The organism is Pararhodobacter sp., from assembly GCF_036802785.1.
In the GTDB taxonomy this organism is placed as follows: domain Bacteria; phylum Pseudomonadota; class Alphaproteobacteria; order Rhodobacterales; family Rhodobacteraceae; genus Pararhodobacter.
In genome coordinates this window covers 1-24819 of the sequence record NZ_DAIRVN010000075.1, presented here as the reverse complement: position 1 = coordinate 24819, position 24819 = coordinate 1, and the positions used below count along the sequence as shown (strand labels likewise).

General features: G+C 66.8%; 22 protein-coding genes and 1 pseudogene. 5 read left to right on the top strand and 18 right to left on the bottom strand.

Features of this window, described 5'->3' with window-relative positions; all coding sequences use genetic code 11:
• Positions 1-75: 75 nt before the first annotated feature.
• The 5 genes from V7Q53_RS19350 to V7Q53_RS19330 form a co-directional block, all read right to left on the bottom strand.
• Positions 76-462: a GAF domain-containing protein gene (locus V7Q53_RS19350; RefSeq protein ID WP_333830437.1), complete on the bottom strand. Its 387-nt coding sequence runs from the start codon at positions 460-462 to the stop codon at positions 76-78.
• A 135-nt stretch (positions 463-597) separates the two neighbouring features.
• Entirely contained in the window at positions 598-1314 is a 717-nt protein-coding gene (locus tag V7Q53_RS19345) for an LrgB family protein (RefSeq protein WP_333830436.1), read from the bottom strand.
• Positions 1307-1666, bottom strand: coding sequence for a CidA/LrgA family protein (locus V7Q53_RS19340; RefSeq protein WP_333830435.1), 360 nt, complete (start codon positions 1664-1666; stop codon positions 1307-1309). Before V7Q53_RS19340 ends, V7Q53_RS19345 begins: the two co-directional genes overlap by 8 nt.
• A 67-nt stretch (positions 1667-1733) precedes the next feature.
• Positions 1734-2009, bottom strand: a complete 276-nt coding sequence (locus V7Q53_RS19335) for a hypothetical protein (RefSeq protein WP_333830434.1) — start codon at positions 2007-2009, stop codon at positions 1734-1736.
• Positions 2010-2201: 192 nt separating this feature from the next.
• A complete protein-coding gene (locus V7Q53_RS19330) occupies positions 2202-2654 on the bottom strand; it encodes a MarR family winged helix-turn-helix transcriptional regulator (RefSeq protein WP_333830433.1) in 453 nt (150 codons plus the stop codon).
• Between the two features lie 167 nt (positions 2655-2821).
• On the opposite strand from V7Q53_RS19330, the gene hmgA reads away from it, so the two are divergent.
• The 3 genes from hmgA (at position 2822) to fahA (ending at position 6332) form a co-directional block, all read left to right on the top strand.
• The gene (gene hmgA, locus V7Q53_RS19325; protein WP_333830432.1) at positions 2822-4183 is read left to right on the top strand and encodes a homogentisate 1,2-dioxygenase; all 1362 of its coding nucleotides are present in this window, start codon (positions 2822-2824) and stop codon (positions 4181-4183) included.
• A 240-nt stretch (positions 4184-4423) separates the two neighbouring features.
• Positions 4424-5056: a maleylacetoacetate isomerase gene (maiA, locus tag V7Q53_RS19320; protein WP_333830431.1), complete on the top strand. Its 633-nt coding sequence runs from the start codon at positions 4424-4426 to the stop codon at positions 5054-5056.
• 13 nt (positions 5057-5069) lie between these two features.
• Positions 5070-6332 carry a fumarylacetoacetase gene (gene fahA / locus V7Q53_RS19315; RefSeq protein WP_333830430.1) on the top strand — a complete coding sequence of 421 codons (1263 nt, stop codon included), beginning with the start codon at positions 5070-5072 and terminating at the stop codon, positions 6330-6332.
• A gap of 181 nt (positions 6333-6513) precedes the next feature.
• On the opposite strand, the gene V7Q53_RS19310 is transcribed toward fahA, so the two are convergent.
• From V7Q53_RS19310 to V7Q53_RS19260, 11 genes and pseudogenes are all read right to left on the bottom strand, one after another.
• Positions 6514-7314 (bottom strand): alpha/beta hydrolase, encoded by an 801-nt coding sequence (locus tag V7Q53_RS19310; protein WP_333830429.1) that lies wholly within the window; start codon positions 7312-7314, stop codon positions 6514-6516.
• Between the two features lie 137 nt (positions 7315-7451).
• Entirely contained in the window at positions 7452-7913 is a 462-nt protein-coding gene (locus V7Q53_RS19305; RefSeq protein ID WP_333830428.1) for an Hsp20 family protein, read from the bottom strand.
• 123 nt (positions 7914-8036) lie between these two features.
• Positions 8037-8810 (bottom strand): trypsin-like serine peptidase, encoded by a 774-nt coding sequence (locus V7Q53_RS19300; protein ID WP_333830427.1) that lies wholly within the window; start codon positions 8808-8810, stop codon positions 8037-8039.
• A gap of 121 nt (positions 8811-8931) precedes the next feature.
• Positions 8932-10254 carry a glycolate oxidase subunit GlcF gene (glcF, locus tag V7Q53_RS19295; protein WP_333830426.1) on the bottom strand — a complete coding sequence of 441 codons (1323 nt, stop codon included), beginning with the start codon at positions 10252-10254 and terminating at the stop codon, positions 8932-8934.
• Between the two features lie 68 nt (positions 10255-10322).
• Complete coding sequence (locus tag V7Q53_RS19290; protein WP_333830425.1) at positions 10323-10673, bottom strand: hypothetical protein; 351 nt, start codon at positions 10671-10673, stop codon at positions 10323-10325.
• A gap of 8 nt (positions 10674-10681) precedes the next feature.
• Positions 10682-11780 (bottom strand): annotated as a pseudogene (locus V7Q53_RS19285) (FAD-binding protein).
• A 95-nt stretch (positions 11781-11875) separates the two neighbouring features.
• Positions 11876-13309, bottom strand: coding sequence for an FAD-linked oxidase C-terminal domain-containing protein (locus V7Q53_RS19280; protein ID WP_333830424.1), 1434 nt, complete (start codon positions 13307-13309; stop codon positions 11876-11878).
• A gap of 174 nt (positions 13310-13483) precedes the next feature.
• Positions 13484-15577 (bottom strand): hypothetical protein, encoded by a 2094-nt coding sequence (locus tag V7Q53_RS19275; protein WP_333830423.1) that lies wholly within the window; start codon positions 15575-15577, stop codon positions 13484-13486.
• Entirely contained in the window at positions 15574-18372 is a 2799-nt protein-coding gene (locus tag V7Q53_RS19270) for a DUF4159 domain-containing protein (protein ID WP_333830422.1), read from the bottom strand. Before V7Q53_RS19270 ends, V7Q53_RS19275 begins: the two co-directional genes overlap by 4 nt.
• On the bottom strand, positions 18372-19256 hold the full coding sequence (locus tag V7Q53_RS19265) for a DUF58 domain-containing protein (protein WP_333830421.1): 885 nt from the start codon (positions 19254-19256) through the stop codon (positions 18372-18374). Before V7Q53_RS19265 ends, V7Q53_RS19270 begins: the two co-directional genes overlap by 1 nt.
• 166 nt (positions 19257-19422) lie before the next feature.
• Positions 19423-20427 carry an AAA family ATPase gene (locus V7Q53_RS19260; protein ID WP_333830420.1) on the bottom strand — a complete coding sequence of 335 codons (1005 nt, stop codon included), beginning with the start codon at positions 20425-20427 and terminating at the stop codon, positions 19423-19425.
• 87 nt (positions 20428-20514) lie between these two features.
• On the opposite strand from V7Q53_RS19260, the gene V7Q53_RS19255 reads away from it, so the two are divergent.
• Positions 20515-21105, top strand: coding sequence for a DUF1285 domain-containing protein (locus V7Q53_RS19255; protein WP_333830419.1), 591 nt, complete (start codon positions 20515-20517; stop codon positions 21103-21105).
• Positions 21106-21392: 287 nt separating this feature from the next.
• Here V7Q53_RS19255 and polA read toward each other — a convergent pair whose 3' ends face one another.
• A complete protein-coding gene (gene polA, locus V7Q53_RS19250) occupies positions 21393-24254 on the bottom strand; it encodes a DNA polymerase I (protein ID WP_333830418.1) in 2862 nt (953 codons plus the stop codon).
• Positions 24255-24346: 92 nt separating this feature from the next.
• Here polA and V7Q53_RS19245 point away from each other — a divergent pair, with 92 nt between their 5' ends.
• Complete coding sequence (locus V7Q53_RS19245) at positions 24347-24664, top strand: hypothetical protein (RefSeq protein ID WP_333830417.1); 318 nt, start codon at positions 24347-24349, stop codon at positions 24662-24664.
• On the opposite strand, the gene V7Q53_RS19240 is transcribed toward V7Q53_RS19245, so the two are convergent.
• A partial coding sequence (locus V7Q53_RS19240; protein WP_333830438.1) for a zinc-finger domain-containing protein occupies positions 24658-24819 on the bottom strand: 162 nt, incomplete at its 5' end. The two genes, V7Q53_RS19245 and V7Q53_RS19240, sit on opposite strands and share 7 nt — an antisense overlap.

Below are 24819 nucleotides of genomic sequence, written 5' to 3'. Positions count from 1 at the left end.
CGCCTCAGGGGAGCGCACGCGCCCCCCTGAGAACCCCCCGGTGCGTACTTGCGGCAAGATGAAGGGGTTGCGTGGTCAAGCACGGGCAAAGGTCTCCTGCAGGATGGCGGCAATGGCCGTTGCATCATTTTCGATCAAGGCATCGGGCCGCACCAGTTCAGGGTGCGCTGTGCTGGAGAGGGCGCTATGGTTTGCGTAGGACTTGATATCCGCGATCCGCTGCACGCTGCCCCCGCGCGCCACTGCGCCGCAGACACCGCGCGTGACAAGGCTGCCGTGGCCCCCCTGATGCTGGCCGATCTTGAGCCCCCCGGGCGCAGTGACACGGTGAGAGCTGGTCCAGTCACAGCGGTGGTCCGAACGAGGGATCTTGCAGGCCTGGGTCGCCATCGGCGCGACAGTGTCGGTTTCGCCCTCGGTCAGCGCGCGGATGCGTGCGGTGAGGTCAGGATAACCGGGCATGGTGGCAGTCTCCTTGTGCATTTCCCTTCTGCGGCTGACCATGCTCAGGGCCTGCGTTTCATCTTGCCGGAAATACGCCGGGGGGAGGGCCCGATGCAATCGGGGCCGTGGGGGGCAGCGCCCCCCGTCCCGCAATCAGCCAAAGGCGCGGAAGATGAATGGGGCCAGAAACGCCGTCAGGATCGCATTCAGCCCCATCCCGATCGCGGCATAGGCGCCCGCACGGGGGTGGACCTGCAGCGCGCGGGCGGTGCCGATACCATGCGCGGCCGTTCCCACTGCCAGCCCCCGCGCGCGCCAGTCCTTCAGCCCCAGCGCGTTCAGCAGCGGTGTTGCCATCACGGCGCCGGTGATCCCGGTCAGCAGCACCAGCACCGCCGCCAGCGTGGGCGAGCCGCCCAACGATTGCGCGATGCCGATCGCCACCGGCGCGGTGGTGCCCTTGGGCGCGAGCGCTGCCAGTGTCTCACCGTCCACGCCCAGTGCCCGCGCGATACCCAGTGCCGAGACCACGGCCACCAGTGACCCCGTCACCACCCCCGCCAGCACCGGCAGCATGGCCCGGCGCAGCCGGTGGCCCTGTTGCCAGAGCGGTATCGCCAGCGAAACCGTTGCCGGGCCCAGCAGGAAATGCACGAATTGCGCCCCCTCGAAATAGACAGGATAGGCCGTTTCGCTGGCCCACAGCACCATCGCCAGCAAGATCACCGCAATCAGCACCGGGTTGGCAAGCGGCGCGCGCCCGCTGGCCTGCGATAGCGCATCGCCCGCCACATAGGCCACCAGTGTCAGCGTTAGCCAGACCAGCGGGCCTGAGGCCAGATAGCTCCAGATGTCAGCAAAATCACTCATCGCCATCCTCCGACCCGGTCAGCCGCGCGACCAGTACGAAGGCCAGCGCACCCGCCGCGATGGCAAGCGCGGTGGAGATCAGAATCGCGAGCCCCAGCGCGGCCCCCTCCGGCCCCAGCCGGTCCAGATGGCCGACCACGCCCACCCCCGCGGGCACGAAAAGCAGTGCGATATGGCGCAGGATGCCTTCGCCCACCGGCACTACCAGCGCCGCAATTCGGGCGGAGGACGAGAGCAGCACCAGCATCAGCCCCATGCCCAGCACCGGGCCGGGCACCGGCAGGCCCAGCCAGCGCGCCAGCGCCTCGCCCGTCAGCTGGCAGAGCAGGATCAGGGCGAGAGCATGGATCATGGCGCGGCTCACGAAACGGGGTCCGCGCCATGCTGCGACGCGCAGCCGTCAGGCGCAAGCCCCGGCGTTACTGGCCGAGCTGCAGGGTGAACTCATCCTCATAAAAGCTGTGCAACGCCACGAATGCCTGCGCCCCGCCGGATTCAAACACATAGACATGCAGCGCGTCATTATGCATCGAGACACGGCAGAAGACATCGCCTCCGGCCAGCCCCTCCGGGCAGGTTTCAAGGTCGATATGGGGCACTGAGGCCTCAAATTCGGCGTAGGTGTAGGGGGCGGCGAGAAGTGGCGCGGGGGCAAGCGTAAGTGCGCTTACGGCGAGGCTGAGAAAGCGGGACATGGCCCTGATCCTTGATGGAAAGGTTAAGTTTCACACCGGGCGGGGCGGCGGAAGGGCAGGCCGCTGGCTGGGCCTGATAAATCTGAGTTATTTAATCGGAAAAGTAAAGCCCGGGCCGGAGCGCCGCCCCGCGACCGGCGGTCGCAGAGGGGCAGGTGCGGGGTGGCAGAGCAGCGGCACCGCGTGCCTGTGCTAACGGCCCTCGCGCACGCCGTTTTCCAGCAGGATCTCAAGCGCCCGCACCAGACCGGGCGCGGCCTCACCCAGCCGTTCAAGCATCTCTTGCTGAAAGGCCATCGCCACCGGCAGAACCCGGGCCACCAGCGCGCGGCCCTCCTGCGTGAGGCGCAGTTCCAGCAGCCGCCGGTCGCTGCCATGCACCTGTTTTGTGATATATCCTGCCTCTTCCAGCCGGCTGGCGGCGCGGCTGACCTTGGATTTCTCCATGTCCACCCGCGCCTCGATATCGCGCACCGATACCGCCCCGGCATGGTTGAGATGGGCAAGAACCCGCCATTCGGGAATGGTGATGCCGAACTCCTCGCGGTAGCGCTCGGCAAAGGCGCGGCTCATGCGGTTGGCGGCGGCGCTCAGCCGATAGGGCAGAAAGGCGTTGAGATCAAAATCATGCACCGGGTCTGACATGGGCGCCTGCTTGCAGCGAATGGGTCGCGCAAAGCCGACCACAAAGCGGCGGTGAAATCAATGCACGCGCAACGAAAGGGTGATGAAGTCTTGACATTGTTGCAGTTGCAATGAATTCTGACCGGCAGCACCGCGCCGCAACCCGGCGCGAACCGGCGGAGGAACCCATGACCGAACACAGCCTGCCGCGCGGCATGATCCGCGCCACCAAGACAACCGGAACGCATGAAGGCTACATGCCCGGCTTCGGCAATGATTTTGAAACCGAGGCCCTGCCGGGCGCGCTGCCGCAAGGGCAGAACTCGCCGCAGAAATGCGCCTACGGGCTTTATGCCGAGCAGCTTTCCGGCACCGCCTTTACCCAGCCCAAGCCCGAACGCGCATGGTGCTACCGCATCCGCCCCTCGGTCAGGCATACGGCGCGCTTCAAGAAAATCGACCTGCCCTACTGGAAAACCGCGCCCAATGTGCTGCCCGATGTGATCAGCCTTGGCCAGTATCGCTGGGACCCGGTGCCGATGCCCGGCGCGGGTGAAAGCTATACCTGGCTGACCGGGATGCGCACCGCCACCACAGCGGGCGATGTGAATACGCAGGTTGGTATGGCCAGCCATATCTATCTGGTGACCGCCTCGATGGTGGATGAATATTTCTATTCGGCCGACAGCGAGCTGCTGGTGGTGCCGCAGGAAGGCCGGTTGCGGTTCTGCACCGAGATGGGCGTGATCGACCTGGAGCCGAAGGAGGTCGCCATCCTGCCGCGCGGCATGGTCTACCGGGTTGAAGTGCTCGAAGGGCCCTGCCGTGGCTTTGTCTGCGAAAATTACGGGCAGAAGTTTGAGCTGCCGGGGCGCGGGCCGATCGGCGCGAACTGCCTCGCCAACCCGCGCGATTTCAAGACGCCGGTCGCGGCATTCGAGGACCGCGAGATGCCCAGCCGCGTGGTGATCAAATGGTGCGGGCAGTTTCACGCCACCGAAATCGGTCATTCACCGCTGGATGTGGTGGCATGGCACGGCAATTATGCACCGTCCAAATATGACCTGCGCACCTATTCGCCGGTCGGCGCGATCCTGTTTGACCACCCCGATCCGTCGATCTTTACGGTGCTCACTGCCCCCTCGGGCCAGCCGGGCACGGCGAATATCGACTTTGTGCTGTTCCGTGAGCGCTGGATGGTGGCTGAACATTCCTTCCGCCCGCCGTGGTATCACAAAAATCTCATGTCTGAGCTGATGGGCAATATCTATGGCCAGTATGACGCCAAGCCGCAGGGTTTCGCGCCGGGCGGGATGAGCCTGCACAACTGCATGCTGCCCCACGGGCCGGACCGCAACGCTTTCGAGGGCGCCTCAAATGCCGAACTCAAGGCCGAGAAGCTGGACAACACCATGTCCTTCATGTTCGAAACCCGCTTCCCCCAGCATCTGACCGAATGGGCCGCGACCGAGGCCCCGTTGCAGGACGACTATCTGGATTGCTGGACCTCGCTTGAGAAAAAGTTCGACGGAACGCCGGGGGTGAAGTGACAGGTCATTCCGCCCGGTTGGGCTGAGTCCGGTCAACCAGAGTTGACCTGAGAGGAAAAAGGCAGGGGGCGCTGCCCCCGCCGCCCTCCGGGCGACTCCCCAAGGCCCCGAGTAATCAGGCGCACGGCTTGACCGGGGCGCGGGGTGATTTAAGGTGGTGTGGGGAAAATCGATCAATGATTTCAATGGCACCAAGGCGCCGCTCGCGATGGCGGGCACCACGCATCCGCAGGAGGCCCGATGAAGCTTTACACCTATTGGCGATCGACAGCGGCTTACCGGGTGCGGATTGCGCTCAACCTCAAGGGCGTTGCGCGTGAGGATGTCTTTGTCTCGCTGACCGCCAATGAGCAGTCCGCGCCGCCCTACAGCACGCTCAATCCGCAGCACCTTGTCCCCGCGCTTGCGCTGGAGGATGGCATCATCCTGACCCAGTCGCTGGCGATCATTGACTGGCTGGAGGCAACATGGCCCGCCCCGCCGCTTCTGCCCGCTGATCCGCTTGCCCGCGCCCGGGTGCTTGCCGCCGCGCATACGGTTGCTATGGATATCCACCCGGTCAACAATCTGCGCGTGGTGCAGGCGCTTGGCACCCGGTTTGATGCCAGCAATGAGGCCCGCCGGGACTGGATGCAGCACTGGATGCGGCTGGGTTTTGATGCGCTGCAGGTCAGCCTGCCCGCGCCGCACTTCGCCTTTGGTGATGCGCCGGGCCTTGCGGATCTCTGCCTGATACCGCAACTTTACAACGCCCGCCGCTGGGGTCTGGATCTGACGCCCTGGCCGAAACTCACCGCAGTCGAGGCCGCCTGCCTTGCGCTGCCCGCCTTTGCTCAGGCCGCGCCCGAAGCGCAGCCCGATGCCACAGGCTGACAAAGGAACCCCGATGCCCCTGATGAAATCCTGGCTCGAAAGCGCCAATGCCCCTGATTGCCCCTTTCCGCTGAACAACCTTCCCTATGGTGTCTTTTCGCACGACGGGGGCGCGCCGCGCTGCGGGGTGGCCATCGGCGACCGGATCCTTGATGTGACCGCGCTTGAGGCCTCGGGCCATCTGTCACTGGCGGACAAGCCGGTGCTTGACCGCCCTGAATGGAACGCTGTGATGGCGCTGGGTCCACAGGCCTGGCAGCGGCTGCGCACCCTGCTGTTCGGCTATCTGGTTGAGGGGACGGCGCTGAAATCGCAGGTCGCCGATTACCTGCACCCGCTCGCGGGCGCGACGATGCACATGCCCTTCGCGGTGGCCGAATTCACCGATTTCTACGCGGGCCGCCACCATGCCACCAATGTCGGCACCATGTTCCGGGGCGCCGAAAACGCGCTGCCGCCGAACTGGCTGCATATCCCCATCGGTTACAACGGGCGCGCCTCGTCGGTGGTGGTCTCGGGCACGGATGTGCGCAGGCCTTGGGGGCAACTGAAAGCACCGGATGCCGACGTGCCGCATTTCGCGCCCTGCGTCCGCTTCGATCACGAACTGGAGATGGGGGCGATCATTGGCCGGCCTTCGCGCCCGGGCCACCCGGTCAGCGTGGCCGAGGCCGACAGCATGATCTTCGGCTATGTCCTGCTCAACGACTGGTCGGCGCGCGATATTCAGGCATGGGAATACCAGCCGCTCGGCCCCTTCCAGGCCAAGGCCACCGCCACCACGATCAGCCCCTGGATCGTCACGCGCGAAGCGCTGGAACCCTTCCGCTGCATGACCCCTGAGCGCGAAAAACCGCTGCTGCCCTACCTGCAGGAGCCGGGGCCGATGCTCTATGACATCGAGCTGGAGGTGGAACTGACCCCCAAAGGCGGCGTCCCCACCACCATCGCCCGCACCAATTACCGCGAGATGTATTATTCCGCCGCCCAGCAATTGGCGCATCATACCACCTCAGGATGCCCGATGCGGGTGGGTGATCTGCTCGGCTCCGGCACCATCTCGGGGCAGACGCGGGAAAGCCGGGGCAGCATGCTGGAGCTCAGCTGGGGCGGCAAGGAGCCGCTGACGCTGCCGGGCGGCGAAACCCGCAGCTTCCTTGAAGATCATGACCGCCTGACCCTGCGCGGCCAGTGCCGGGGCGATGGCTATCTGATCGGCTTTGGCGAATGCACCGGCACTGTCATGCCCGCGCTGACAAGGCCCTACGGGCTTTAGAGTGTTCTCGCACGCCCGGAACCTGCAAAACCGGCTGCGATAATTGCGCGACAGGCACTGAGGGGGCACCGCCGCGCCCGCTTCATCTGTTTAGAAATATCCTGCGGGGGTGAGGCGCGTCAGCGCCGAGGGGGCGCAAAGCCCCCTCACCCGGCCTGCCAGAACCGGAAGCGGTGCGGGGTCAGAGACCGCCTAGCAAGACCTGCATCAGATCGCTCCCGGCCGCGCGCATCGGGTCGATCACATCGAAATGATGCCGCCCGCTGGCCGCGTGCCAGGGGCATTTCCATGCCTCGGACAGAAGCCGCGCCTGCCACAGGAACGCCGGGCGCTCCTGCGCGCCGACCCAGACAAACACCTCGCTGCCGGGGCGGGGAGAAAGAAGCGCCGGGCTTTCAGCATGGGCCTCGGCTGCGTCAAGACGCAGCTTTTCGTTCATCCCGGTGCGCATCAGCGGGCGCAGGTCGGCCAGCGGCGAGATCGGCACCACCCGCTTCAGCCGATCGGCCCAGGCGGGTGTCAGATCGGCGCTGGCCATACGCGCGCTCAGATGCCCACCCGCTGAATGGCCGCTCACCACGATCGGTCCCTCGACCATCCCGGCGGCCGCACCGATCGCGGCCTCAATCTCGCGGGTCATGGCCATGATGCGGGCCTCGGGGGCGAGCGTATAGCCCGGCATTGCCACCGCCCAGCCCCTTCCCAGCGCGCCCTGGGCAAAGGCTGACCAGTCGCCGGGGCCAAAGGCCAGCCAGTAGCCGCCATGGATGAACACCATCAGCCCCTTGGCCGTGCCTTCGGGCAGGAACAGATCGAAGGTCTGGCGCGGGCCGGGACCGTAAGGGATGCCGGTGCGCGCGCGTGCGCCAAGGTTCGCGCGGAAGGTTGCGGCCTCGGCGGCCCAGCGGGGCGGGTAGCTGGCGGCGTCGGTGATGAAATCGGCATTGGCATAGGCTTGGCTGAGGTCGTCGGACTGGTCCATCATCTTTCCCTTTTGATCAGGGCAGAGTGTGGCAAAGCCCGCCCGGCTGCAAGACCCCCGGCGCAACCCAAACCGGGCGCATCCCTGTGGATGCGCCCGCTCTTGTCAGATCTTGTCAGTTTCGTCAGCGCGATGGGTCAGGCGGCTGAGGATTCGACCAGCCTGCTGGCCGGTTCCGTGCGGCCAATTTCGATCCGGCGCGGCTTGAGCGCCTCGGGGATCTCGCGCACCAGCTCGATGTGCAGCATGCCGTCGGCATGGGTCGCGCCGGTCACCTTCATGTGGTCGGCAAGGTGGAAGCGGCGCTCGAATGCGCGGGTGGCGATGCCGCGGTGCAGATAGGTGCGGTTGCCCTCTTCCTCGGCCTTGCGGGCCGAAATCACGAGCGCGTTTTCCTTCACCTCGACATTCAGTTCATCCGCTGCGAAACCGGCAACGGCGACCGAGATGCGATAGCTGTTCTCATCGGTCTTTTCGATGTTGTAAGGCGGGTAGGTCGGCTGCACGGGGTCTGCGGCCAGTGCACGGTCCATCAGATCGGCGATCCGGTCAAAACCCACGGAAGCGCGGAAAAGCGGGGTGGGGTCAAAGTTACGCATGGTTCATCCTCCATCGAGCGATGTTTGCTGTCTGCCTGCCGGTTGCACCGGCCAGGCTTTGGGAAATGCGGGGCCCCGGATGGGCGCCCTGCGCATTCGATCTGGGAAGCGGAAGGCGTGGTTTCAAGAGGGGTCAGAGCGCAGGAAGCGCGCGCTTTCGCGCGCCCCGGCCGGTGCCTCACCCAGCGCGGCCTCAAGCGCGGCAAGACGGCCTTCCAGCCGCATCCCCAGCGCGACCGTCTGGCCGGAACTGGATGCCATGGCCGACAGAACTGACACGATACGCACCTGCCCGCCGTGCAGCGTAAAGACCGGCGCGCCCGATGCGCCGAAATCAATGGCGCAGGACAGCACCATCACCCCGTCGCGCCGCTGGTCCAGCACTGCGCAACGGTCCTGCAGTGAGGGCGCCTCGGAGCGGTCGCGCGCATACGAGACCACGGCCACCGGCGCGCCCGCTGCGGGGGTAGCGGTGTCGACGGCAAAGGGCAGGACCGAGGGCAGGCGGATCGGCTGATCAAGCTGCAGAAGCGCCAGATCGCTGGCGACCCGTTCCAGCGTTTCGCCCTGCGTGAAGTGAAAGCCCGGCTCGATGGCCACAGCGCTGATCCCGCGCGTGGCCTCGGCCCGGCCGGTGCGCCAGCCCGCAAGGAATACCATCTGCTCCCTGGGGATGCGTGCGCCTGTCGCGCGGTCAAACAGGCAATGCGCCGCGGTCAGCACCTTGTCCGGCGCGATCAGTGTTGCCGTGCAGAAGGAATGCGCGCCGATGTTCAGCCTGCCCACAGCCTGCCAGCCCCGGCTGGTATCGAGCGTGGACAGGGTCTGCAAATGGCTGTCCTGCGCCGTTGCGGTGGTTGTGGTGAGCAGGACGATAATCAGGGCAAGCAGGCGCATGGGCATTCCGGTCTGGGGGGTTCTTTGGGGTGCAACGTGACCGGGCAGTGGGGCGGAAGTTTGGCCATTTCTGGCCCGTTCCAATGAGGTACCCCTGAGTCGCCCCCGGCTCATTACCCCGTCAGCGCAGCACCGGCATCGCCTGCGCGCGCTCCTCACCGCCCGCCAGCGCGGCGGGGCGCGGCCCGCCCGTGGCCCAGTCGACCAGCTCCACGGTATGGACCACCGGAATCCCGGTGCCGGATCCGATCTGCATCATGCACCCGATATTGCCCGCCGCAATCACGTCCGGCGCCTTTGCCTCAAGCGTGGCAATCTTGCGGTTCTTCAGCTCGGTCGAGATTTCGGGCTGCAGCAGGTTATAGGTCCCTGCCGAGCCGCAGCACAAATGCGGGTTCGCGGGCTCTACCACCTCGAACCCGGCGCGTTTCAGCAACTCCTTGGGCGTGGACCTGATCTGCTGACCATGCTGGAGCGAGCAGGCGGCGTGATAGGCCACCTTCAGCCCCTTGGGCGCGCCCTGCTCAAAGCCCAGCCGCTCCAGCACCTCGCTGACATCCTTTGCCAGCCCTGAGATGGTGGCGGCGTCCCCGGCCAGCGGATCATTGCGGAACATATGGCCGTAATCCTTGACCGTGGTACCGCAGCCCGAGGTGTTGATGACAATCGCATCCAGCCCGCCTTCGCGCTTTTCCTGCATCCATGCACGGATGTTGCGGCCAGCGGCGGCGTGGCTTTCAGCCTCGCGGCCCATGTGATGGCTCAGCGCGCCGCAGCAGCCCGCGCCCCTTGCCACCACCACCTCGCATCCCAGCCGGGTCAGCACGCGCAGGGTGGCATCGTTGATATCGGTGTTGAGCGCGCGCTGGGCGCAGCCCGTCATCAGCGCCACCCGCATCCGCCGTTCACCCTGCGCCGGGAAGGTCTGGGGGTCATCATTGCGGCTGACGGGTGGAATGGTTTTCGGCGCCATGGCCAGCATCGCGCGCAGCCGCGCGTCTGGCATCAGAAAGGCAAACGGCCGCCCGATCTTTGCTCCCAGCAGCGCCAGCCTGAACCGCGTGGGATGCGGCAGAACCTGCGCCAGCATCCAGCGCAGAAAACGGTCCATCGGCGGGCGGCGGTAGGTGCGCTCGATATGGGCGCGCGCGTGATCGACCAGATGCATATAATGCACGCCCGAGGGGCAGGTCGTCATGCAAGACAGGCACGAAAGGCAGCGGTCGATATGCTTGACGGTTTTCGCATCGGCGGGGCGGCCCGCTTCCAGCATTTCCTTGATCAGGTAGATACGCCCGCGCGGGCTGTCCAGCTCATCGCCCAGAACGGCATAGGTGGGGCAGGTGGCGGTGCAGAACCCGCAATGGACACAGGCGCGCAGGATCGCGTTCGAGCGCGCGGTGGCCGGGTCGCGCAGCTGATCGGGGGTGAAGTGGGTTTGCATGAGGCTGCCTTGTCTTGATGCGCGTCTGGATACGGGGGCTGAAGTCAGGGCGGGCAGGTCAGGTACGGCTACCCCACAAGGGCGAAGCTGATTGCCAGGCTCACCGTGACAAGGGCAATGACGGCGGCGCCATAGCGCCAGCCGGCCAGTGCCGGCCAGAGATACCGCGCCAGCTGCGCGAGCCAGCCGAGACTGGCGCCGACCAACCCGGCACCGACGATGAACGCGTAAAATCCTAGCGCCATCCCGTGGCCCGCAGGGTCGTTCGATCCCTGCGCCGGGACGCCAAATCCTGACAAAAGAAAGCCAGCCACCATCAGAATGGGAATAGCGACAAGGGTCAACCTTCCTCGCGGCAAAAACGCGGCCACAAGAAGCGCCACCAGAAAGGCCGCCAGCATGGCAATCAGAAAATCCATCACGCCTCCTAGGTCATCAGGCCGGGGTTGAGAATTCCGCGCGGGTCGAACCTGCGGCGCAGTTCCTCGGCCAGTGAGGCTACGGGCGCCGCTTCGGGGTGGAACGGCGGGATGCGCGCGCGCGTCTCGGTGCTGGCGCGCATCAGCGTGGCATGGCCGCTGAATAGCCCCAGCGCGGCGCGCAGGTCGCACCCCTCGGGCATCAGCAGCCAGACCAGCCCGCCGCCCCAGTCATAAAGCGCCCGCGCTGGTTGCCAGGGCGGGCGCGTCCGAGGGCTTGACCGACAACCGCCAGACATCGCCCGGCCCGGTCAGCAGCCCTGCCACATCCCGCACCCCGGACCAGAGCGCGCGGCTCTCCCCGGCCTCCAGCCGTGCGGGGGTGCCGAAAGCGGCCAGATGCCCGGCCAGCGCGCCAAGCCGGTATGCAACCGAGGGGGCAAAGCCCTCCAGCCGCAGCGCGGTGCGCGCATCGGGCAGATGCGCCGCCCCCGTCACCTCAAAGGGCGATCCCAGCCCGGCCGCCATCGCGGCCACCGCGCGCCCGGCTTCCAGCCCGTGAAACACCAGCGTCGCCTCGGTTTCGGGGCGCGGCAGCAGCTTGAAAGCGACCTCGCTCAACACCCCCAGCGTGCCCCAGGAACCGGCCATCAGCTTCACCAGATCCAGCCCGGTGACATTCTTCATCACCCGCCCGCCGTTCTTGATGACCGTTCCCGCGCCATCGACAAAACGCACCCCGATCAGGCTGTCCCGGCAGGCCCCGGCCTGCACCCGGCGCGGGCCCGACACATTCGCAGCCACCATCCCGCCAATCGTCGGCTCCCCCGCGGTGCCCAGAAGCGCGCGATGGTCCATCGGCTCGAACGGCAGGCGCTGGCCGCCCCCGGCCAGCACGGCTTCCACCTCGGCCAGCGGGGTTCCCGCCGCCGCCACCAGCGTCAGCGCGCCCGGCTCATAAAGGCGGATGCCGCTGATTCCGGCCGCCGACAGCACCGCCCCCGTTACCGGACGCCCCACAGGCCGCGTCCCACCGCCACGCACCACCAGCGGCCCGCCCGCGTCGCGGATCGCATCGGCCAGTTCAGCTTCAGTCAACGGCTGCATCGCTTCGCCCGCTTTCATTTTCTGTCCAGAAATATCCTCGGGGGGTGAATGGGCCGCAGGCCCAGAGGGGGGCAGACGGCCCCCTTTTCCCGGCCTCAGGCGGCGCGACGGCTCTGCGTCGCATCCAGCGGAAACACCTTCGCGGGGTTCAGCAACCACTTCGGGTCGAACACATCCTTGACGCGCAGCTGCGCCTCCAGATCAGCGGGCGTGTATTGCACATGCATCAGATCGCGCTTTTCCACACCCACCCCATGCTCGCCCGTCAGGCAGCCGCCCACCTCGACACACAGCTTCAGAATGTCGGCGCCCAAAGCCTCGCACAGTTCCAGATCGCCGGGCTTGTTGGCATCGAACAGGATCAGCGGATGCATGTTGCCATCGCCCGCATGAAACACATTCGCTACCTCCAGCCCGCAGGCGCGTGACATCTCGCCGATCCGGCGCAGCACATGCGGCAGGCTGGAGACCGGGATTGTTCCGTCAAGGCACATGTAATCGTTGATCTGCCCCATCGCCCCGAAGGCTGACTTCCGGCCCAGCCATATCCGCGCGGATTCGTCGGCTGAGCGGCTTTCACGCAGCTCCACCGGGTTGTGGCGCCGGGCGATGGCTGAAATCATGCCCATCTGCGCGTCGATCTCCGCATCCGACCCTTCCACCTCGATGATCAGCAACGCCTCGCAATCGGGGTAACCTGCCTTGGCAAAGGCCTCGGTCGCGCGGATGCAGGGGCGGTCCATGAATTCGATCGCCACGGGCAGAACCCCGGCCTTGATGATGTCCGACACGCATTCACCCGCTACCTCATTCGAATCAAAGCCGATCAGCACGGGCCGCGCCCCCTCGGGCCTGGGCAGAATGCGCAAAGTGGCCTCGGTCACCACACCCAGCTGCCCCTCCGATCCGCAGATCAGGCCCAGCAGGTCCAGCCCCGCGGCATCCATATGCGCCCCGCCCAGTTCGACCACAGAGCCATCCATCAGCACCATGGTCACCCCCAGCAGGTTGTTGGTGGTCACGCCGTATTTCAGACAATGCGCCCCGCCCGAATTCATGGCGATATTGCCGGCGATCGCGCAGGCAAGCTGACTGGACGGGTCGGGCGCGTAAAAGAACCCGTCACTCTCCACCGCGCCGGTGACCGACAGATTGGTCATACCCGTCTGCACGCGGATGAAACGGTTGGGATAATCGGTTTCCAGAACCGCGCGCATCCGCGCCACACCCAGAATGATACTGTCCTCGGTCGGCAGCGCGCCCCCTGCAAGCGAGGTTCCGGCCCCGCGCGGCACCACCTTCACACCCTCTTCGTGGCACAGCCGCAGCACGGCGGCCACTTCTCCGGTGGTGGCGGGCAGTACGGCGGCCAGCGGCGGGCAGCGATAGGCGGTCAGGGCATCGCATTCATAAGCGCGGGTTCCGGTCGGATCATGGATCACGGCCTCAGCGGGCAGGATATCCAGAAGCTGCGCAACAATCCGGTCGCGACGCGCCAGAACGGCACTGTCGGGCTTTGGCATGTCCATGGCGTAATCCCCCTATTGGTAAAAAAATATAACCAATACCCCCAAGTGTCCAGCATCAATTCATGCATTCACCTTGCCACAAATACGCACGGGGGGTTCTCAGGGGGGCGCGTGCGCTCCCCTGAGGCGGGGGTGTGGGGGCGGCAGCCCCCACGCGCTAACCGTAAAAGCGCCTCAGCGCCGCGCTTCGCGCAGCCACCCCGCCAGAATGAAGCCCGCACCCAGCAGCAGCCAGGCCCAGGCGGGAAGCAGCGCGCTCAGCCGCAGGTCGGTGGTGACATAGGCGCCGCGCGGAGTGATGCCCAGCCAGCCGCGCCCCGCTGCCTGCCGCCCCTCCGCCACGCGGCGCAGATCGGGCAGGGGATTGGCGACCTCGGCCACCCCGCCGCCTGTCGCGGTCAGTTGCGGTTGCAGCAGCGCGGCACTGGCAATCGTGGTTTCATATTCACGCGGGTTGGCCGGGCCCAGCACGATCACCGTATCCAGATCCCCGTCGCGCAGCCGGTAAAGGCCCGGCTCCGTGGCCTCATAGGTGGCGGCAAAGCGGCCCGGTGCCTGCTCAGGCAGGGTCAGTTCCTGCTCGTTACCCTCCGGGTCGGTAATGATCACCGTATGCGGCCCGTCCAGAAGCGACTGGCGGCTGACGCGCAGGGACAGGCCCTGCGCCTCGGCACTCAGGGCCTCTTCCTCCAGCTCCGGTTCGGCCATCATCCAGTGCGCCAGCCGCCGCAGCAGTTCCGCCTGCGGCCCGCCCCCTTCAAACCCGCGATCCCAGAGCCATGCCTGATCCGACGCCAGCAGCGCAATGCGCCCCTCGCCCACCCGGTCCAGCACCAGAAGCGGGCGCGTGCCCACCCCTTCCATCACCACCGTGCCCGAGCGCGCGATCAGCTCGACCTGACGCAGCCAGCGGCCCCAGCCCGGTGTGCCGTCGTCGCGCAGCGTTTGCCCCGCAGCCAGATCGGCGGTGACAGGGTGCCGCGTGCCCATGTCCGACAGGTGCGGCACATAGGCCTGCTCGAACACCCGCGCCGTGGGTTCCGCCGGGAAAATCCGCCCCAGCGGCGAGTAATAGATGCTGTCCGCGCTGGCCAGTTCCGTCCCGCCCACCACCAGCAGCGCGCCGCCCTCTTCAACATAACGGCGGATATTGTCGAAATACGAGTTGGGCAGAATGCCCCGGCGGCGGTAGCGGTCAAAGATGATCAGGTCGAACTCGTCGATCTTGTCGATGAACAGCTCACGCGTGGGAAAGGCGATCAGCGACAATTCATTGACCGGCACGCCATCCTGCCGGTCAGGCGGGCGCAGGATGGTGAAATGCACCAGATCCACCGCCTGATCAGACTTCAGCAGGTTGCGCCAGGTGCGCTGGCCGGTATGCGGCTCCCCCGAGACCAGCAGCACCCGCAGCCGGTCGCGGATACCGTTGATCTGCACCACGGCCTCGTTGTTGCGCGTGGTCAGCTCGCCCGGCGCGGGGTCAACGACGAAATGCAGCACATTGAGCCCGCCACGGTCCAGCGTCAGGCCCAGTTCCATATCCCGCCCGCTGGGGGCCGTTGCGTAGCGCATCGGCTCGCCATTCACTGAAAAGCCCACCTGCACCGGCTGGCCGCGCAGCGCCGGTGGCACCGCGCCCTCGTCGTCGATCCGCAGCGTCATGGTGACGGTTTCGCCCAGAATGCCATAGGCCGGGGCATTGCGGATGGTCAGGCGGCGGTCCCAGTCACCCGGTTCGCCGGTCTGCAGCAGATGCAGCGGCGCGGGCAGATCGGGCGCGGCGCCGGTGTCATGAATGATGCCGTCCGAGATCACGAAAACCCCTGCCAGCCGGTCGCGCGGCAGATCGGCCAGCGCGGTGTTGAGCGCCTCCATCAGCCGCGTGCCGCTGTCATCCGGCCCGTCCGGCACCGAGGCCAGCCGCCGGTCCACCCCCATTGCGGCCAGCCGCCCCTCAAGATGGGCCTGTGCGGCATCGGTCTGCGCTTCGCGCCCCGCCAGCCGGTTGGAGCCACTGTCATCGCGCAGGATCAGGACCACATCATCCAGCGTGCTGCGCTCTTCGGACTGCAGCGCCGGGTTGGCCAGCGCAGCCAGCACCGCCGCCAGCCCCAGCGCGCGCAGCCACCAGCCCGCCAGCCCGCGCCACACCGACAGCGCCACCACCAGCACCGCCGCCGCCGCCAGAATGGCCAGAAGCGGCCAGCCAAGGAACGGGTCAAAGGTGATCTGTGCGCCCGCCAGCCCCGTTAATAGCCCGGTCATTGCCCCAGCCTTTCCAGCAGCGCAGGCACATGGACCTGATCGGATTTATAATTGCCGGACAGCACATGCATGATCAGGTTGACCCCGAAGCGCAGCGCCATTTCGCGCTGGCGCTCGCCGGTCATTCCGCGCCCGATGGGCAGCAGCGGCATGCCATCCGCATCCACCGCCCATGCCGCCGCCCAGTCATTGCCGCCGATCACCACCGGCGTCACCCCATCGTTGAGGTTGCGGAAGGGCATGCCCTCGGCGCGCTGGGCATCGGCGGGTGCGGCCTCGACCCAGACGGTCGAATTGGTGTGGCGGCCCGGAAAATCGGCGAGCAGGTAGAAGGTGCGGGTCAGAACATGGTCGGCGGGCACAGGTTCAAGGGGCGGAATGTCCAGCCCGGCGGCGATCGCCTGCAAACGGCGCGCGGCAGGCGTTGTCCCCGACAGGCGCGCGACTTCGGCATCACGCGTATCAAACAGGATCATCCCGCCTGAGCGCAGATAGCGGTTGAGGCGCGCATAGGCCTCAGCCGAGGGAATGGCGCTGTTCTCGATAACCGGCCAGTAGAGGAAGGGAAACAGCGCCAGTTCGTCGCTTTCCGGGTCAACCTGCATCGGTGCGCCCGGCTCAACCGACGAGCGCAGGAAAAGCGCTGTCGACAGGCCCTGAAGCCCGGCGCGCGCAACCTCATCCACCCGCGCATCGCCCGTGGCGACATAGGCAAGCACCACGGCCTCGGTTGCCTCCAGCGCGCGGGACGCAAGGGCCGGATTGCCCTGCGCCCCTGCCTGGAGCGCGGGCAGAAGCGCCAGCCCCGCCAGCAGCGCGGCCGTGCGCAGCAGCCTGCCGCCCAGTGCCAGCGTGGCCAGCACATCGGCCATCAGCGCCAGCGCGGCAAGGGCAAAGAGCAGCCCGGCAAGTGGCTGTTCAGGCCGGGCAAGGCCGGTTTCAACAAGCGTTCCCGCAGGCCAGCGCGCCGGTTCCAGCGCGGTGCGCGCATCGGTGGCATTGAGCGCGATGCGCTGGGTATCGCTGGTGTAAAGGCCCGGCGCCAGTTCGGGGCCGGGGGCAAGGGTGCCGGTCAGCGCATCGGCCAGCACCTCGCCGGGAAGGGTGGGGCGGTCATCGGTGGGGTGAAGCTGGCCAAAGCCGTCCAGCCGGGTATCGAGCTGCCAGCCGGTGCCCGCCAGTTCCGTCGCATCAGGCAGGGTGCCTCGGGTGGAGACCGAGAGCCGCTCAAGCATGTCCACGAAGAGGCCGGACAGCGGCAGGCTGGACCATTCGGCATTGGCGGTGACGTGGAATAGCACGATCTGCCCCTCGCCCTGAAGGCGGCGGGTGACAAGGGGTGTGCCGTCGCTGAGTTCGGCAATGGAGCGCTCGGAAAGTTCGGGGCCGGGCTCGGCCAGAACCTGCGCCCGGATCTCGACATCTGCGGGCACCGTCAGCCCGGCAAAGGGAGTGCCGTCACGGAACGGGGCCAGACTGCGCGGCGCGCCCCAGCTCATGGCACCGCCGACCGTGCGCCCGCCCGCCCGCAGGGCCACGGGCAGAAGCGGGTCCGTCGCGCGCGGCGCAAAACCGCCCGGCGCCGCGTCATTGCCTGCGGCGGCAAGGCGCGGCCCGGCAAAGCGCAGCAGCAGCCCGCCGTCCTCCACCCAGTCAGTCAGGGCGCGGGTTTCGGCCTCGGTCAGGCCGGGCATGTCGGCCAGCACCAGCACATCGGGCGCGGCAAGCAGCAGCGCATCAATGCTGGCGCTTTCGATCAGGTCTGCATTGGGCGCCAGCGCCTGACGCAGGTAATGCAGGGGGGCCAGCAGGGCCAGCGCCTCGGTTCCTTCACGGACACCCAGAAGTGCTACCTTGCGGCGCTGCAGGCTGTCATCGGTCAGGCTGACTGCCCCCGCCCCGCGCTGCCCGGCGATCTGGAAGCGGGTGATGCGGTTGCGCAGTTCAGGCTGAAGCGCGAATTCGGCGGTGCTGTCGCGGGCGCCTGCGGCAAAGCTGGCGGGCATCCGCGCCAACTCGCGCTCAACGCCCGCCGGGTCACGGCCAATGGCGGCGACGGTATGGGTGGCGGGCGTCAGAACATGCGGGCTGCGGCGCAGGCTCAGGGTGACGTCGCCGCTGTCAAACCGGGCAGGTGCCAGCGCCAGAACACCGCCCGCCGGTTCAAACACGCTGACCCCCCCCCGCGCGGCCAGCGCGGCATGCAGGGCCGCGCGCCCCGCATGTGCCAGCCCGTCAGAAAGCCACAGGGTATCCACCCTGTCCGGCAGGCTGCCCAGCCAGTCCGGCAGGCCGGGAGGCGGGGCGAAGGGTTGCGGGGCGAGGGCGGGCAGACGCTCCTGCCAGAATTCGGCGCTACGGAACGTCAGCTCCCCGGTCGGGGGCGCGGTCAGGAGGGCAATCGCGGCAGGGCGGCCACTGCGCCGCGCTTCGGCCAGCGCCTCATTCACCCGTTCAATGCGGCGGGGCCAGTCAGGGGCGCTGGCCCAGCTTGCATCCATCACCACCAGAAGCGGCCCGCTGCCCGGCCCGGTCTGGCGCGGGTTCAGTACCGGCCCGGCCAGCGCCAGAATGAGCGCAGCAAGCGCGCTGACGCGCAGGGCCAGCAGCCACCACGGCGTGCGCTGGCTCTCCGGGTCGCGGTCGTTGAGGCCAAGAAGCAGCGCGATGCCGGGAAAACGGCGGCGCACCGGGGCCGGGGGGACGGCGCGCAGTAGCCACCACAGTAGCGGCAGCGCGAGCAGCGCTGTCAGAATGGCCGGGGCGGTGAAGCCGAGGGCGCCGAGTGTCAGCATCAGCGCCTCTGCTCCAGCGAAAGCGCATGATAGAGCCAGGACAGCCCGGCAGCGGCGGGGCTGTCGGTGTGCAAGGTGGTGAAGCGCCAGCCTGCGTGGCGGGCCAGCGCGGAGAGCATGTCCTTGCGCGCGGCCAGCCGGTCTCGATAGGCGGCGCGAAGATCACCGGCGCGCAGGGTTTCAAAGGTCAGATGCCCGCTCATGCTTTCAAAGCGGGTGCGGCCGTCAAAGGGAAAACCCTCTTCCGCCGGGTCAAGAACCTGCACAAGAAGCCCGCGCAGATTGCGGCTGGCGGCAAGGTTCAGCGAGGCCTCGATGGCGCTCAGATCGCCGAGAAAATCTGAAAAAAGAAGGGCATGGCCGCCGGTGGGTATGGCGCTCAGATCAGGGGTGGCGTGCTCCAGCGCGGCTGGTGCGGTATCGAGGCCGCGCGCCAGCCGCTCAGCCTGCGCGCGGCCCGCGCGCGGCGGATGGCCGGGCAGCGCAAGGCCGACCCGTTCACCGCCCCGCAGCAGGACCAGCGCCAGCGCCATGGCCAGAAGCTGCGCGCGGGCCGATTTGGTGGGGCGGTTCCTGTCGCCGGAATAGTCCATGGCCGCGCCCTGATCGACCCAGAGCGCCACTGCCCGCGCGGCCTGCCATTCGGTCTCACGCACAAAGACCTCGTCGCTCCGGCCAGAGCGCCGCCAGTCGATCCGCGCCAGCCCGTCGCTGGCCCCGGCGGGGCGGAACTGCCAGAACTCTGCCCCGGCACCGGCCCGCCTGCGGCCATGAGCGCCCGGCAGCGCACTGTTGGCCAGATGTTCGGCGGCAACCAGAAGGGGCGAAAGCCCCGCCGTCAGCGCCTCTGCCCTGGCGCGCAGTCCGACGGCAGGCCCGCTCACCGCCAGCCCCCGGCGGACGGGAGAAGCGGTTTCGAAACCGCTTCCGCACCGCGTGCGCAGCCGTGGCGTGAAGCTTTTTCAAAGCAGAGCCGCCCCTGCGCGGCTTGCGCAAGGGCCTTCGAAGGCCCTTGCTCCCGGCCTGTGGCAAGGGCGGAGGCCAGATGCATCATGCCGCGGCCTCAAGGCCACCCGTCACGCGCGCGGCCACCCGGTCGATGATCGCGGACAGGCTTTCGCCACGTGCCCGCGCGGCAAAGCTCAGCGCCATGCGATGCGTGAGCACGGGCCGCGCCAATGCTGCGACATCCTCGGCCGAGGGCGCCAGCCGCCCCTCGATCAGCGCCCGGGCGCGCACCGCCAGCATCAGGGCCTGCGCCGCGCGCGGCCCCGGCCCCCAGCTGAGCGAATCGCCCAGCGAGGGGTCCACCTCGGCACTGCCGGGGCGACAAGCGCGCACCAGGTCCAGAATGGCACCCACCACGCTTTCGCCCACCGGCATGCGCCGGATAAGCGCCTGTGCCGCGATCAGCTCCCCGGCGGTGAAAACCGCGCTGACCCCGGCCTCTTCGCTGCCGGTGGTGGCGAGCAGGATGGCGCGCTCGGTCTCGCGGTCGGGGTAATCCACGTCGATCTGCACCAGAAAGCGGTCAAGCTGGGCTTCGGGCAGCGGATAGGTGCCTTCCTGCTCGATCGGGTTCTGCGTGGCGAGCACATGGAACGGCGCCCCAAGCGGGCGGTGCTGGCCGGCGATGGTCACCTCGCGCTCCTGCATCGCCTGCAGAAGTGCCGACTGGGTGCGCGGCGAGGCGCGGTTGATCTCATCCGCCATCAGCAGCTGGCAGAACACCGGCCCCTCGATGAAGCGGAAGTCGCGCCGCCCGTCGGCGCCGGTTTCCAGCACCTCGGAGCCCAGAATATCGGCGGGCATCAGGTCAGGCGTGAACTGGATCCGGTTTGATTTCAGCCCCATCACCGTGGAGAGCGTATCCACCAGCCGGGTTTTGCCCAGCCCGGGCAGACCAACCAACAGCGCATGCCCGCCGGACAGAAGCGCGATCAGCGACAGGTCCACCACGCTTTCCTGACCGATGAAGCGCGGGGCGATGGCGCTGCGGGCGACCTTGAGCCGCTCGCCCAAAGATTCGACCGCGGGGATCAGGGTATCGCTCATCAAGGGCCTCCTGCGCGTGACCTGGGGTGTTTGGAGGGTTATATGTCACCCGGACCCCCTTAGCCCAGACCAAGATGGACAAAATCCATGAACCCACAAGACAATGTGACCCCAAGCGCCGACAGCCTTGCCCGTGAGGCGAAGAAGGCAGCGAAAAAAGGCGGTCTTCCGCCGGTGCACTTGTGGAATCCGCCGTTTTGCGGTGACCTGGATATCCGCATCAAGCGCGATGGAACGTGGTTCTATCTGGGCACACCGATCGGCCGCGCGCCGCTGGTGCGGCTGTTCTCAACCATCCTCAAGCGCGAGGGGGACCGGTATTATCTGGTCACGCCGGTTGAAAAGGTCGGCATCACCGTGGATGACGCGCCCTTTGTGGCGGTCGATTTCGAGGTAGCGGGTGAAGGTGAGGGGCAGGCGCTGACCTTTCACACCAATGTCGGCGATTCCGCCACAGCCGGGCCGGACCACCCGATCCGCGTGGAACGCGACGCCGAAACCGGAGAGCCCGCGCCCTATGTAGTGATCCGCGCAGGGCTGGAGGCGCTGATCGACCGCAAGAGCTTTTACCGGCTGGTCGATCTGGGCGTCCATGCCACGCATGAGGGCCAGGGCTGGTTCGGGCTGTGGTCCGGCGGCGTATTCTGGCCGCTGATCCCTTCAGCCGAGTTGAGGTGAGCCGCGCCGCGCTTGCGGTGCTTTCAGAAAGGGGGCTTTGCCCCCTCTTGGCTTCGCCAATTCACCCCCGCGTATTTCCGGCAAGATGAAGGGGGGCGCCGCGATCCTGCCTCACCTGTTCTGAAATATCCCGGGGGAGTCCGGCCATCGCAGATGGACGGGCGGGGGCAGAGCCCCCATGCCGCGCGCCGCAGGCGCGCGGCCCGGCCCAACGGGATGAGCGGCCCCGCAGGGGTGCGAAGACGGGCGGGAGCCGCGCCGGTTCCGCGCGCTCAGTGAGCTTTGGCTCAGTGCGCTTCGGCCCAGTTGTGGCCAAAGCCCGCGTCCACGGTCAGGGGGATGTCGAGCGACAGGACCGGGCTTGCGGCATTTTCCATCACCTTGCGCACGCGGGCTGCGGTTTCTTCGGCGGCGGATTCGTCCACCTCAAACACCAGTTCGTCATGGACCTGAAGCAGCATCGTTGCGGGCAGACCGGCGATGGCATCGGGGATACGGATCATGGCGCGGCGGATGATATCGGCCGCCGTGCCCTGAATGGGCGCGTTGATTGCGCCGCGCCGGGCAAAGCCCGCGCCCGGGCCCTTGGCGTTGATCTCGGGTGTATGGATGCGCCGCCCGAACAGGGTTTCCACATAGCCATGTTCCTTGGCGAAGCCGATGGTCTTGTCCATATAGGCGCGGATGCCGGGGAAACGCTCGAAATACGTATCAATGAAGGCCTGCGCCTCGCCGCGCGGGATGCGCAGGTTGCGGGCCAGCCCGAAGCCCGAGATGCCGTAGATCACGCCGAAGTTGATCGCCTTGGCGCGGCGGCGTATCTCGGATGTCATCTGGTCCAGCGGCACGCCGAACATCTCAGACGCGGTCATGGCGTGGATGTCCAGCCCGTCCAGGAAGGCCTGTTTCAGGCTGTCGATCCCGGCGATATGGGCCAGAATGCGCAGTTCGATCTGGCTGTAGTCAAGCGAAAGCAGTTTGCGCCCCGGCCCGGCGACAAAAGCCTCGCGGATGCGCCGCCCCTCTTCGGTGCGGATGGGAATGTTTTGCAGGTTCGGATCGGTCGAGGCCAGCCGCCCGGTATTCGCCCCGCATTGCACATAGGACGTATGCACGCGCCCGGTTTCAGGGTTGATATGGTCCTGCAGCGCGTCGGTATAGGTGGATTTCAGTTTCGACAATTGCCGCCAGTCCAGCACGCGACCCGGCAGTTCATGCTCGGTTGCAAGGTCTTCGAGGATATCGGCGCCGGTGGCGTAGGCGCCGGTCTTGCCTTTGGTGCCGCCGGGCAGGCCTAGTCTGTCGAACAGGATTTCGCCCAGCTGTTTGGGTGAGCCGACATTGAAGCGCTCTCCGGCCAGTTCATGGATTTCCGCCTCAAGCCCGGCCATTTTCTGGGCAAAGGCATTGGACATGCGCGAGAGCGTGTCACGGTCAACCAGCACGCCCTTCATCTCCATCGCTGCCAATACCGGCACCAGCGGGCGCTCCAGCGTCTCATAAACGGTGGTTACCCGGCTTTGATGCAGGCGGGGCTTCAGCACCTGCCACAGCCGCAGCGTGATATCGGCGTCTTCGGCGGCGTAGCGGGTGGCCTGTTCGATGGGCACCATATCAAAGGTGCGGGCCGATTTTCCGGAACCCAGCAGTTCCTTGATCGGAATCGGTACATGGCCCAGATAGGTTTCGCTGAGCGTGTCCATGCCATGGCCGTGCAGCCCGGCGTGAAGCGCATAGGAGATCAGCATCGTGTCATCGATCGGCGCGACGCTGATGCCTTGTTCGAACCCCGCACCGCGTTGCAATGCGAAGATCTTGGCGTCGTATTTCATGTTCTGCCCGATCTTGAGGATCGATTCGTCCTCAAGCACGGGTCTGAGGGCAGTGAGCGCCTCCTCGAGCGGGATCTGACCCTCCAGAAGCGCGCTCGCCCCGAACAGATCGCCCGATCCGCTGCGATGATTCAAAGGGATATAGGCCGCGTCATTGGCGCCGAGCGCCAGCGAGATGCCCACCAGTTCGGCGCGCATTTCATCCAGCGAGGTGGTTTCGGTATCGATTGCCACATGCCCCAGTTCACGGATCCGCAGGATCCATTGCGCAAGCGTGTTCATGTCGCGGATGCAGGTATAGGCTTCGTGGCTGAACGGCATCTGCGCCGGTTCTTCAGGTGTGGTGGCCGCGCCGGGGCTTCCGGCTGCGACTTCGCCAAGGTTGCTGGCGCCGGGGCTGGTCGCCGGCGCCTCGGATATCGCGGGCGGCTCGGCCCCCAGCTTTTCGGCCACGCGGCGGCTGAGGGTGCGGAATTCCATCTGCGCCAGAAAGCCCAGCAGAACCCCGGCCTCAGGCGCGCGGATTTCCAGATCCTCCAGTGTGACCTCAAGCGGCGTGTCGGGGTGCAGCTGCACCAGTTCGCGCGAGAGGCGGATCTGGTCGGCGAAATTGAGCAGCGTTTCGCGCCGCTTGGGTTGCTTGATCTCGCCTGCGCGGGCCAGCAGCGTTTCCAGATCGCCGTATTCGTTGATCAGAAGGGCCGCTGTCTTAATGCCGATACCGGGCGCGCCGGGGATGTTGTCAACACTGTCACCGGCCAGCGCCTGCACCTCGACCACCTTTTCGGGCGGCACGCCGAATTTCTCCATCACCTCGGCCGGGCCAAGGCGCTTGTTTTTCATGGCGTCGAACATATCGACATCGGCATCCACCAGCTGCATCAGATCCTTGTCGGATGAGATGATGGTGACCCTGCCCCCCGCCAGACGCGCGTGACGGGTGAGGGTGGCGATGATGTCGTCGGCCTCATAGCCTTCGGTTTCGATACAGGCGATGTTGAAGGCGCGGGTGGCGTCGCGCGTCAGCGGAAACTGCGGGCGCAGGTCTTCGGGAAGCTCAGGCCGGTTGGCCTTGTAGGCCGGGAAGAGGTCATTGCGGAAGGTCTTGGACGAATGGTCAAAGATCACCGCGGCATGGGTCGCGCCCTCGCCGTTGCGCCCGTCTATATAGCGCTGAAGCATGTTGCAGAACCCGGCCACGGCACCCACCGGCAGGCCATCGGACTTTCGCGTCAGCGGCGGCAGCGCGTGATAGGCGCGGAAGATGAAGGCCGATCCGTCGATCAGGTGCAGGTGATCGCCCTTGCCGAATGCCATGGTATTCTCCGTTTTCGATGCGTCATCATAGCGGCCTCACCGCTGCCCACAAGACGAAGTGCCGGGCCGGAATGTGGCGAGAAAGCCGGAACATGACGGGAAAGATTGACGGGGCGGCGTTGCGTGGCACTCTGACGGGATGCGGCAAGGGTGCCGCCGGGAAGGGGGTGTGGATGCGGCAGTGGGCAACAGGGGGACTTATGGCGCTTGGCCATGGTGTGCTGGGGGCGGTCGCCGCCATGGTTCTGGGCCTTGCGGCGCTTCAGTTTTTCGAATGGCGCGGGCAGACCGAGGGCAGCACAATGATGGGCTATGCCATCGGTTTTGGCTATTTCGGTGTGCCGCTTGGTTTTGTGCTGGGCTGTGGGGTGGGGATTGTCAGGGCCCTGCGGCGCCCGCGCGGTCAGTGACCGGCGCCCGCGCCCTCGGCCAGGATGAAGCGCTTGTCGCAATAGGGGCAGTCGACCCAGCCGGTTTCCGCCGGAATTGACAGCCAGACGCGGGGATGGCCAAGCGCCCCCTCGCTGCCGTCACAGGCGACGCGGGTGCTGGTAACGGTCTGGGT

Excerpts from the sequence above, each read along its gene's own strand:
- V7Q53_RS19350 (WP_333830437.1), bottom strand. The coding sequence starts at position 462 with ATGCCCGGTTATCCTGACCTCACCGCACGCATCCGCGCGCTGACCGAG.
- V7Q53_RS19345 (WP_333830436.1), bottom strand. The coding sequence starts at position 1,314 with ATGAGTGATTTTGCTGACATCTGGAGCTATCTGGCCTCAGGCCCGCTG.
- V7Q53_RS19340 (WP_333830435.1), bottom strand. The coding sequence starts at position 1,666 with ATGATCCATGCTCTCGCCCTGATCCTGCTCTGCCAGCTGACGGGCGAG.
- V7Q53_RS19335 (WP_333830434.1), bottom strand. The coding sequence starts at position 2,009 with ATGTCCCGCTTTCTCAGCCTCGCCGTAAGCGCACTTACGCTTGCCCCC.
- V7Q53_RS19330 (WP_333830433.1), bottom strand. The coding sequence starts at position 2,654 with ATGTCAGACCCGGTGCATGATTTTGATCTCAACGCCTTTCTGCCCTAT.
- hmgA (WP_333830432.1), top strand. The coding sequence starts at position 2,822 with ATGACCGAACACAGCCTGCCGCGCGGCATGATCCGCGCCACCAAGACA.
- maiA (WP_333830431.1), top strand. The coding sequence starts at position 4,424 with ATGAAGCTTTACACCTATTGGCGATCGACAGCGGCTTACCGGGTGCGG.
- fahA (WP_333830430.1), top strand. The coding sequence starts at position 5,070 with ATGCCCCTGATGAAATCCTGGCTCGAAAGCGCCAATGCCCCTGATTGC.
- V7Q53_RS19310 (WP_333830429.1), bottom strand. The coding sequence starts at position 7,314 with ATGGACCAGTCCGACGACCTCAGCCAAGCCTATGCCAATGCCGATTTC.
- V7Q53_RS19305 (WP_333830428.1), bottom strand. The coding sequence starts at position 7,913 with ATGCGTAACTTTGACCCCACCCCGCTTTTCCGCGCTTCCGTGGGTTTT.
- V7Q53_RS19300 (WP_333830427.1), bottom strand. The coding sequence starts at position 8,810 with ATGCGCCTGCTTGCCCTGATTATCGTCCTGCTCACCACAACCACCGCA.
- glcF (WP_333830426.1), bottom strand. The coding sequence starts at position 10,254 with ATGCAAACCCACTTCACCCCCGATCAGCTGCGCGACCCGGCCACCGCG.
- V7Q53_RS19290 (WP_333830425.1), bottom strand. The coding sequence starts at position 10,673 with ATGGATTTTCTGATTGCCATGCTGGCGGCCTTTCTGGTGGCGCTTCTT.
- V7Q53_RS19280 (WP_333830424.1), bottom strand. The coding sequence starts at position 13,309 with ATGGACATGCCAAAGCCCGACAGTGCCGTTCTGGCGCGTCGCGACCGG.
- V7Q53_RS19275 (WP_333830423.1), bottom strand. The coding sequence starts at position 15,577 with ATGACCGGGCTATTAACGGGGCTGGCGGGCGCACAGATCACCTTTGAC.
- V7Q53_RS19270 (WP_333830422.1), bottom strand. The coding sequence starts at position 18,372 with ATGCTGACACTCGGCGCCCTCGGCTTCACCGCCCCGGCCATTCTGACA.
- V7Q53_RS19260 (WP_333830420.1), bottom strand. The coding sequence starts at position 20,427 with ATGAGCGATACCCTGATCCCCGCGGTCGAATCTTTGGGCGAGCGGCTC.
- V7Q53_RS19255 (WP_333830419.1), top strand. The coding sequence starts at position 20,515 with ATGAACCCACAAGACAATGTGACCCCAAGCGCCGACAGCCTTGCCCGT.
- polA (WP_333830418.1), bottom strand. The coding sequence starts at position 24,254 with ATGGCATTCGGCAAGGGCGATCACCTGCACCTGATCGACGGATCGGCC.
- V7Q53_RS19245 (WP_333830417.1), top strand. The coding sequence starts at position 24,347 with ATGACGGGAAAGATTGACGGGGCGGCGTTGCGTGGCACTCTGACGGGA.